This is a genomic window from Pseudomonas sp. BIGb0381, from assembly GCF_024809815.1.
In the GTDB taxonomy this organism is placed as follows: domain Bacteria; phylum Pseudomonadota; class Gammaproteobacteria; order Pseudomonadales; family Pseudomonadaceae; genus Aquipseudomonas.
Genome location: NZ_JANUEN010000005.1, coordinates 244297 through 253305 on the forward strand (window position 1 = coordinate 244297; position 9009 = coordinate 253305).

General features: G+C 54.6%; 13 protein-coding genes and 1 pseudogene. 8 read left to right on the forward strand and 6 right to left on the reverse strand.

The annotated features are described in order from the left end of the window. Positions 1-118: 118 nt before the first annotated feature. Positions 119-817: a hypothetical protein gene (locus tag M2397_RS16380; protein WP_259244057.1), complete on the reverse strand. Its 699-nt coding sequence runs from the start codon at positions 815-817 to the stop codon at positions 119-121. 67 nt (positions 818-884) lie between these two features. Here M2397_RS16380 and M2397_RS16385 point away from each other — a divergent pair, with 67 nt between their 5' ends. Continuing rightward, positions 885-1664 (forward strand): DUF2786 domain-containing protein, encoded by a 780-nt coding sequence (locus tag M2397_RS16385; protein ID WP_259244058.1) that lies wholly within the window; start codon positions 885-887, stop codon positions 1662-1664. Positions 1665-1685: 21 nt separating this feature from the next. Here the strand turns inward: M2397_RS16385 and M2397_RS16390 are convergent, their stop codons facing one another. Next, complete coding sequence (locus tag M2397_RS16390) at positions 1686-1919, reverse strand: hypothetical protein (protein ID WP_259244059.1); 234 nt, start codon at positions 1917-1919, stop codon at positions 1686-1688. Between the two features lie 71 nt (positions 1920-1990). On the opposite strand from M2397_RS16390, the gene M2397_RS16395 reads away from it, so the two are divergent. After that, positions 1991-2914, forward strand: a complete 924-nt coding sequence (locus tag M2397_RS16395; RefSeq protein ID WP_259244060.1) for a DNA cytosine methyltransferase — start codon at positions 1991-1993, stop codon at positions 2912-2914. A gap of 159 nt (positions 2915-3073) precedes the next feature. Here M2397_RS16395 and M2397_RS16400 read toward each other — a convergent pair whose 3' ends face one another. Together M2397_RS16400 and M2397_RS16405 are read right to left on the reverse strand one after the other, a co-directional pair. Next, a complete protein-coding gene (locus M2397_RS16400; protein ID WP_259244061.1) occupies positions 3074-3799 on the reverse strand; it encodes a hypothetical protein in 726 nt (241 codons plus the stop codon). Positions 3800-4001: 202 nt separating this feature from the next. After that, a complete protein-coding gene (locus M2397_RS16405; RefSeq protein ID WP_259244062.1) occupies positions 4002-4289 on the reverse strand; it encodes a hypothetical protein in 288 nt (95 codons plus the stop codon). Between M2397_RS16405 and M2397_RS16410 the strand changes: the two are divergent. From M2397_RS16410 to pbpG, 5 genes and pseudogenes are all read left to right on the forward strand, one after another. Continuing rightward, positions 4278-4567, forward strand: a pseudogene (locus tag M2397_RS16410) (hypothetical protein). The gene M2397_RS16405 and the pseudogene M2397_RS16410 overlap by 12 nt on opposite strands. A 147-nt stretch (positions 4568-4714) precedes the next feature. Continuing rightward, positions 4715-4900 (forward strand): hypothetical protein, encoded by a 186-nt coding sequence (locus tag M2397_RS16415; RefSeq protein WP_259244063.1) that lies wholly within the window; start codon positions 4715-4717, stop codon positions 4898-4900. Between the two features lie 120 nt (positions 4901-5020). Then, on the forward strand, positions 5021-5365 hold the full coding sequence (locus M2397_RS16420; protein ID WP_259244064.1) for a hypothetical protein: 345 nt from the start codon (positions 5021-5023) through the stop codon (positions 5363-5365). Further along, complete coding sequence (locus tag M2397_RS16425; protein ID WP_259244114.1) at positions 5266-6402, forward strand: site-specific integrase; 1137 nt, start codon at positions 5266-5268, stop codon at positions 6400-6402. The genes M2397_RS16420 and M2397_RS16425 overlap by 100 nt, the downstream gene beginning before the upstream one ends. Before the next feature lie 132 nt (positions 6403-6534). Next, positions 6535-7458 (forward strand): D-alanyl-D-alanine endopeptidase, encoded by a 924-nt coding sequence (pbpG, locus tag M2397_RS16430; protein WP_184742859.1) that lies wholly within the window; start codon positions 6535-6537, stop codon positions 7456-7458. A gap of 50 nt (positions 7459-7508) precedes the next feature. Here the strand turns inward: pbpG and M2397_RS16435 are convergent, their stop codons facing one another. Beyond that, entirely contained in the window at positions 7509-8171 is a 663-nt protein-coding gene (locus M2397_RS16435; RefSeq protein WP_131698141.1) for a C39 family peptidase, read from the reverse strand. A gap of 211 nt (positions 8172-8382) precedes the next feature. Between M2397_RS16435 and M2397_RS16440 the strand changes: the two genes are divergently transcribed. After that, positions 8383-8544: a hypothetical protein gene (locus M2397_RS16440; RefSeq protein WP_167655709.1), complete on the forward strand. Its 162-nt coding sequence runs from the start codon at positions 8383-8385 to the stop codon at positions 8542-8544. On the opposite strand, the gene M2397_RS16445 is transcribed toward M2397_RS16440, so the two are convergent. Continuing rightward, on the reverse strand, positions 8541-8951 hold the full coding sequence (locus tag M2397_RS16445) for a hypothetical protein (RefSeq protein WP_131698142.1): 411 nt from the start codon (positions 8949-8951) through the stop codon (positions 8541-8543). The genes M2397_RS16440 and M2397_RS16445 overlap by 4 nt on opposite strands. Between the last annotated feature and the right edge of the window lie 58 nt (positions 8952-9009).

Genomic DNA, 9009 nt, shown 5'->3' on the forward strand with positions numbered 1-9009 from the left:
TCCTTGATCCGGCTCCAAGCCGTTCCCCCATCATACCCAGCATCGCCGATGCACGACTCCCGACCGGAGATAAGCGCTATAGCTGTGTGTTACTCGACTGCATAAAAACCCCTTAAGTTTAGCGTATAAGCTTCGATCTAATTACTTCATCGGCAGACGATACCCACTCATCAAACATAGCAAGTTGATCCGGAGTTTTAGTTAGCCAGCCCTCACGCTCAAATCTCTTATAATTTCTACTAAGGGTAGACTCGTAAGACTTGATCATTTGATTCTCTGGGCTCATTCGCGCCCACTGACATAACGCACTAACAACATTATAGAAAGTATCTGTCTGACTAATCAAAATATCGTAATTATCAGAGAAATCCTTACCCCAAATCGCACGACACTCCTGCAAGACACCGAGAAATTCAGCCTTGGACTCTTGGCTCTTTTCAAGCCTTGCTTCGAAACCGGGTATATATAGCTCTAAAATCTCGACAGGCAACATCTCTCTACCAACATTAAACTGCAACGCACAGAATTGCGCATCATTGAAGGAAGACTTAGAAACCTCTTTATACTTTAACGAGGCCACTGCAACTCTCTGAGCTAACGCGTGATCCGATTCAGCGCCTAGTTGTTGGCGCCAGGCGTTCACCCCGGCAAATGCAACGAACACCGCAGCTATAGTCGCTGCAGACGAAAAAATTTCGAATAAATCGTGAATATTGGCCACTTTCAAAAACTGAATATCAAGCGATATCCCACCCCAGATAGCACCAGCACCAAATAGCAAAGCGCATCCGCACCAAACAACCCAATCCTTTCTCAAAGCGATTCTCCCGAATAAACCAATTCCAGATTATGCCGTAGCTTTTTGCCAGCGGCGAGGATCCCCTATGTCCACACAACAGATAGACGAAAAGAAGCTCGAGCGCGCAATCCGGAAGATAAAACACTGCCTGGCGCTGGCGCAGAGCGCAAACGAGAACGAAGCCGCCACTGCGCTCAGGCAGGCTCAGGCACTGATGCGGGAGTACCGGCTGAACGAAATTGATGTGAAGTTGAGCGATGTCGGTGAAGTTGAGTCCGCCCTCTTCCGCACCAAGCGGCGACAAGCGTGGGATCATCAGCTCAGCATCGCTGTAGCAGAAGCATTCAGCTGCACAACCCTACGGCACAGGACGTGGAGTTCTGCGAAAGGCCAGGTCATTGAGTGCGCAACATTCGTCGGAGTGTCTCCCGCCCAGAACATCGCCCTTTACGCGTACGAGGCGCTGCACACCAAGCTCACCCAGGCCCGGAAGGCCTACTGCTCAGCGGTCAGATCAGGAGTTCATCGCAGTCAGTATTCGGCAGAAACTGCCGGCGATCACTTTGCACTAGCGTGGGTTTGGGAGGTTCAGTCGAAGCTGAAAGCGCTTGTACCTCAAGCCGATGATGATCCGCTCGGGAGCCCCGCCACCGGCCAAGACCTCGTCGCGATTCAGGCGCAGGACAAGGCACTGATCAGCGAATATCTCGCTACCCAGGAAATCGGGAAGTCCAGGAAAGGCAAGGCGGTAGAGCTGGATCTAAACGCCCAGATCGCCGGGATGCTTGCTGGCAGCAAGGTGGAACTGCACGCCGGCATCGCGCGGGGTGGTGAGGACATCCTCGCGCTTCCCGTACTCGCTTGAACTCCCCTGCCCACAGAAGCCCTATAGCCCTGCACCAGCAATCAACCGGGCCCCGACCTCACGCCCAGCAACCTGCGCCAGGCCACGGTCAACATAGGTTCGGTCACCCATAACAACCGGCACCACCACCTCACCACCGCGCTTTACCTCGACGTTGATACGCCAGGTCTCCCGGCCTTCATCGTCTTTGTCGCACTCCATGTAGTTCCAAACCTCAAAGCCTTCGATGTCATCGTAAATATCGTGCTTTGTCATGGTCCAGCCCATTTATAGAAAGGGGGCCATCGTAGCACCACACCTCGGGCATGGCCCGGCAAGGACTCCCTATGCTTACAGCAATTGACCTATTTTCTGGTTTTGGCGGATGGACGCGCGGCGGGAAAGACGCCGGCCTCGACGTCCTATGGGCCGCCAACCACTGGCCGGCTGCTGTCGAGTGGCACACCAAGAACAACCCGGAGACACATCATGTGTGCCAAGATTTGCACCAAGCCGATTGGTCGCGGGTGCCGAAGCATGACGTGATGCTGGCCTCTCCATGCTGTCAAGGCCACGCAAAGGCTCGCGGCAAGGCCGCCGGAAACCCGCACCACGACAACTCGCGCTCGACGGCCTGGGCACCGGTAGCGAATGCAGAGGTCAACCGACCGGACTTCGCTGTTATCGAGAACGTGCCGGAGTTCTTGAACTGGATTCTCTACCCAGCCTGGGCCGACGCAATGCGGCGCCTGGGTTACTCGCTGGCTCCTCACATCGTGGACTGCGCCGACCTTGGGGTTCCTCAGCACCGGGTGCGCCTGTTCATGGTTTGCTCCCGCAGCAAGGCTCCGCTCCACCTGCAGCTCCAGCAGCACCAGCATGTGCCGGCAAGCCAAATCATCGACTTCAACGCCGGCAAGTGGTCGACAATCATTAAACCAAGTCGCGCCGAGTCGACATTGATCCGTGTGAAGAATGGCCGCGAGCGCTTCGGTGATCGGTTCGTAATGCCCTACTACGGTTCCGGGTCTGGGCTCACCGGCCGCAGCCTGGATCGCCCGATTGGTACCATCACCACCCTGGACCGATGGGCAGTCGTTGACGGTGACCGTATGCGCATGATCACCGCCGACGAGGCGATGGCAGCGCAATCCTTTCCCGCCGACACCCTTCGGCCGGACAACCACCGGCTGACCATGCACATGACGGGCAACGCGGTGCCGCCGCTGGCCGGTCAACGAATTATCGAGGCGCTGATGGCCGCAGCGTAACTACGCACTTCACCGCCCGGGCATTGCCCGGCAAGGACTGCCCATGACCCACTTGCTCTAGCGACTCAGCACCAAGCGGATTGCGTACGTCCTCGCCCCTATACTGATTTTCCTTCTGAAAACTTAATCACCATCCTAGAGCAGCAGTGTTTTTTCTTATCAGTACTGAGGATTACACAACCCAGAAGCCTTCCGAACTTTATATTTAGAAGAAACCTCCTCAAGCCAAAGTTGATTTAGAACCAAGCAATCCATTATTAGAAACTTACCCCCAACAACCTTCACTAAAAGCCCGACAGCCTCGTTTTTTTCATTAAAAACAACAGACGTTTTCTCCCGACCAAATTTGAGATCTTTCGCATCCAGATAGCCAACCAATGCAGGGGCCACTGAGAATGAAAGAGCCATTCCCATTAGACCGATCACTATGGAAATGCCTTTTGTTTTATGCTCAATGAATGCGTGTAGCCCCCAAGAAAGCATCCCCATCCCTAAAATACCTACGGACGCTACTCCGTAAACTAAAAGCTTTGTTTGGATGCTTATTTCGCTATCAACAGCTGGAGTAAACCAAGCGATCACTGGAGTGAGACATATAACAAAACAAAGCGAAATGAATAAATAACGACCCCCTCTTTGAGATCTTAGAAAACAAAACAGCACGATCATAATTATAAGAAACAGCATCACAAACGGCAATCCATCTTTAATCATGCCTTGCAAATCAATCAGTGCAATGACCCAATGACTACCCAGTTCAGAATAAAGCATCAAATTGGAGAAAAAACCTACTGCATATGCAATCCCCAATAAAACCCCAACTGCAGCAGCAGTTTTACTCGCAACGTCGATCATCGCTGAATAAGTAGCAGTTCCTTCACTCACTTACATTCTCCTATGTATTTTATTTAAATCACAGCAATGAAATTGCTAGCGTGCATTTGTAATGCAGAAAATCAACAGAGGGGGAGCGCCTAGCTAGCTTTCTGTATTTCAAAGTTGAAAAGTACCATATTTGAAAATCCCGTACGTTCAAATTATGCCGCTATTAGTGGCAAGGATGCGCTTGCTCATGAACACGCGAATGCTAACCCATGCTCGTCTTATGGAAATAGTGGTTTATGACCCAGAAGTCGGAACATTCTCTCACCTTGACCGGCCCAGGCCAAAGGTCGGTCAGTTCGACAAAGACAGTTACGTCAAGATCTCGATTGATGGGATCAAGCATCAGGCGCACCGGCTGGCCGGGCTGTACATGACGGGCAGCTATCCACCAGTAGACATGCACGTAGATCACATAAACGCCGTGCGCGAAGAAATTAAATTGATCCAGCCAGCCCCGGTCGTGCGCGGTTAGTACGGCATGTTCGCTCATGCCGACATGCCCGACTTCGACGAAGGCGACGGTGACGGTGACGGTGACGGTGAAAAGATAAGGCGTGGATTGCTGTATAGCGCTTGCAGGCGAAGATGGTGCGGCTCGAATACCACTGCGACGAAGCGGTCTCTGAGCGCTATTTCGAAGGTGGAAACCCGGACTGCAGTTACTGGGAGCCGGAGCGACCTGACGACGAGGGTTGGTTTTGCATGGCGATTCATGACACGGACGACGGCCCAGTCTGCTGGTGGGCGCGCCGTGAATTGACGCCATGATCCTGCTCACGGTGCCAGCCACCCTCTGGTTCGCTTACGCCTTCATCTCCAAGGGGCCGAGGCCATGAGAAATTTAAACTGAAAATAGTCGGGAAACCGTCAATTCGCCGCGTTGAACATAGGGGCCCATCAGACTAGGAGTACCTCATGAGAACTTTCGCAGAAGCGGTCATCGCCATTGCACCTGTGGCCAGCCGCAAGTCCAGAAATCGCTTCTTCCGCGACTACGACAGATGGACTAACCGCCTATTTATGCGGCGCCTCATCAACCTTCATGAGCGTCAAGATCTGCGTAAGCAAATCGCAGAGGCCTATTTAGCCTCCTTGATATAACAACCCCCACTAAATCCTGCCGCCTAGCGGCAGGCCTACCTTTTGCCGCACAGCGAGGTAAGGACACAACATGAACATCATCAAGACAGCGCCGCCCAGTACGGGCAGCGGGAGGTAGCTATGGCTGAGGCCAAGGAAAAATCAGAAGCATTTCAGCTCGACAAGGTGCCGGAGGCTCGGATGGCCGAGATCATCGGCACCACTAAGCGGGCATTGGAAGGCAAGCGTGACCGTCGCGTAATTCCTGAAGGCGTTTGGAACAAGATTGACGGCAGGATTTTTTATAGCTTAAGGAGATATGAAGCATGGCTAGAAAGCCAATGGGCCTGCCCACAGGAGTTGAATTCGTTGGCCAGTCCGTTCGCATTCGCTTCACATGGAGAGGCGAGCGACGCTGCGAGACTCTCGCACACCCGCAAACCTCAAAAGGGATTAAAGCGGCAGCCGATCTACGCGATCAAGTAATAAGCCTGGCAAAGCATGGGGTTTTGGATGATCAGCGATACGCTGAGCTGTTTCCGAACTCCAGCTACATGCCAGTATCGCTGGTGATGACGTTCGCCGAGTACGCCCAGGCCTGGATCGATAGCTTGGAGATCGTACCCGGCACGCGCAGAAACTATCGAGCAACGATCAACACCTACTGGATGCCATGGCTTGGGCAGCTCCCGATCACGGCAATCACCACGACGGTGCTACGCAGAGTAATAAGCGAAACAGTTTGGGAAACACAGTCGATTAAGCGCGAGTCGATAGCGCGAGTCAGTTCACTACTGAAGTCTGCCGTGCAAGATGAGTTGATCGATCGCAACCCGGCGACGCCGATCAAACTACCGAAAAAAGCAAAGAAGCAGGTAGATCCGTTTTCCGGGGATGAAGCATCTGCAATCGTTGAATGGATGTACGCGAATTTTAAAAAGCCAGGCGTGCGGATATTTGCCGCCTACTTTGAATTTGCATTTTTTAGCGGGATGAGAACAGGGGAGATAGCGGCGTTGCGATGGGATGAGATCGACATGGCCGCGCGCACTGCACACGTCTGCCGGATCGTTGTAGATGGGGAAGTAGAGGAGCGCACCAAAACGAAGTATGCGAGGACGGTGATGCTTAATAGCCGAGCGTTGAATGCCCTGCGGCAAGCCAAGCAAATCGCCGCTGATCGAATGCTACAGCGTCGGAGAATCAAAACGAAATCGCAGTATGTGTTTCCGCCTTCGGGCGGGTCTGAATTCATCTGCCGACCGTCTCAGACCGGCGACCAGTTCAGCAAAGCGTTGACGGCGCTTGATCTAAGGCATCGACCGCAGTACAACTGCCGACACACCTACGCAACCATGTGTCTAATGGCAGGCATGAACCCAGCGTTTATCGCCGGCCAACTTGGCCACAGCATCCAAGTGTTGCTGACGACTTACGCGAAATGGCTATCGTCAACCACAGACTGGTCAGAGGTCGGAAAGCTAGAGCAAGCGATGATTGGTACAAAATCGGTACAAGCCTGACCAATCATCGGCTTAGAGCCTTTATTTAAAGGCTCTCTATCACTTTCTGATCCATACTCCTAAAATGTAACGCCATTTGTCACAAAACCCGTTTCCCAACGGTATTTCTTACTTTTTAGCGAGTTCATCCGCGTGAAAATTCGTCTTTCTATTGTCAGCCTATTTTTTGCTTTCACCGGCACCTTTGCACACGCTGCCGAATCCGCCCTGGCGCCGCGGGATCCATCCAAACTCCAGATCGCTTCCGGCAGCGCCATGCTGGTGGACCTGCAAACCAACAAGGTCATCTACGCCAGCAACCCCGACGTGGTGGTGCCTATCGCCTCGGTGAGCAAGCTGATGACGGGCCTGATCGTGCTTGAAGCCAAGCAGAACATGGACGAGTACATCGACATCAACATCACCGACACGCCGGAAATGAAAGGCGTGTTCTCCCGCGTGAAAATCGGCAGCCAGATGCCGCGCAAGGAGATGTTGCTGATCGCCCTGATGTCATCGGAAAACCGTGCCGCCGCGAGCCTGGCGCACCACTATCCGGGCGGCTACGCGGCCTTCATTGCTGCGATGAACGCCAAGGCCAAGGCCCTGGGCATGACCAGCACCCATTATGTCGAGCCCACCGGCCTGTCGATCCACAACGTGTCCACCGCCCGCGACTTGAGCAAGCTGCTGGCCTATGCGCACAAATTTCCGATGCTGAGCCAGTTGAGCACCACCAAGGAAAAGACCGTGGCGTTCCGCAAGCCCAACTACACACTGGGTTTCTCCAACACCGACCACCTGATCAACCGCGCCAACTGGGATATCAAGCTGACCAAGACCGGCTTTACCAACCAGGCCGGTCATTGCCTGGTGCTGGTCACCCGCATGGGTAACCGTCCAGTATCGCTGGTAATCCTGGATGCTTTCGGCAAATTTACTCACTTTGCCGATGCCAGCCGAATCCGTAGCTGGGTCGAGACCGGCAAGGGTGGCTCGGTGCCGGACGTCGCGTTGCGCTACAAGGCTGACAAGAACCTGAAGAACCGTGCGAATGCGGCCGAAGTCCGCCGTTAAAGAACACCGAGAAACTCATGTGGGAGGCGTTTGCCTGCCCCCCCACATTTTTATCTGTGCTCCGCCAACACTTTGAGCGCCTGCGCCGCCGCCCGCTCCTGCCCGGCCTGGGCCGTTGCGTTCGCCGAATCCCGCCAGCGCTGCGCATCCACATTGGCTGGCAATTGGCTCGGGCGCTGGGTGAGGATTGCCCAGTGCCCGGCGCTATTCCACTTCGACTCAAAGTCGCTGAAGCTCATCAGCAGGCGTCGGTCCATGCCTGAGCGCAACAGCACCGTGCTTTTCTGCTGGTTGAAACCCACCACGACCACGTAGTGCGCGTCAGACAACAGGCCGCCGCCAATCCGCGCCATCACCGGGTAACCCGCCGTCACCTGCGCCAGTACCGCGGTCAGCTTGGCATCCAGCGGGTACACCATCAGCCCGTACTCACGGGCCAGCACCTGCATGTTGCGCTCCAGGTCCGCTTCACCGCCCGGCAAATGCAACGGCTTATCCAGCAAGCCCGGTGTCATCACAATGCCTTGTTGCGACAGCATGCTGGCTAACGCTGTAGGACCGCTCTGATAAGCCTCGCTGCGAAAGGTCGGCACACCATTGAGTTCGACACGTTCCGGCAGGCCCGGAAGTTTCGACGGGTGCCCGGAACACGCCGCGAGCCCCAGGGCACAGGCCAGCAACAAGGATGTTTTAAGGTTCGACCGTAACCGCAATTTTTTACTCTCTTGATCAACTGCCGGTGAGGGCCCTGATCATAGGACGCTCTGCCACGCGGGTATAGCCCATAGGCTCAGTAAAGCGTCGCGGATAGAGCAAACGAGTTGGACGAACACGACCATTGGTCAATAGCAGGCAACCACCGGGTAGCTAGACTGTCCATTGAGAAGACTGTGTGTGCCCCCTGCGGGGCGAAAGGAGGCCAAAATGAGCCTTGCAACAACGATTTTCCTGTTGATCTGCGGATGGCTGGCGGTAGCCGCCGCCATGTTGTGGGGGGTGTTGCGCATTACCCGTCGGCACCACCACCCCCACGTCAAACCTGCGGCACCTGCCAAGCCCCATAGAGCGGCGGTGCACCACGCCTAGCCAGGCATGCAACTGAAATCCTGAGTCGCTGCAACTTCCTTACCGTGCCCATCCCTCAGGGATGCGCGCACGGTGGTGCCCAGACTCGACTCCACCAGAGTGTAATGCTCACCTGCCTTGAAATCCTTGTACTCGACCCGGCCCTGGCAGTCCTGCTGGTTGTCGTCGCCCGGCTCTTCCTCGAATAACGTCACGTCCAAGCGGTGATCCCCGGGTGTCACTTCGAAAAAGCGCCCGTCATCTACCCGCTTGCCGTCCACACGTTCGGCCATCAGGTCGTTCGGCGCTTCTTCTTTCAAGCCAATCCAGGCTTCGCTGGGGTCCGCCTTGGGAATTGGGCCGGCACAGGCTGACAACAACAAAACAGCACCCAGGGCGGGGATCAACAATAAAGGTTTGAGTGACATGGCAGGGCTCCAAAGAACATCAGTTAAAGGACAAGTCGTCCGATGGGATGCAAGCTTG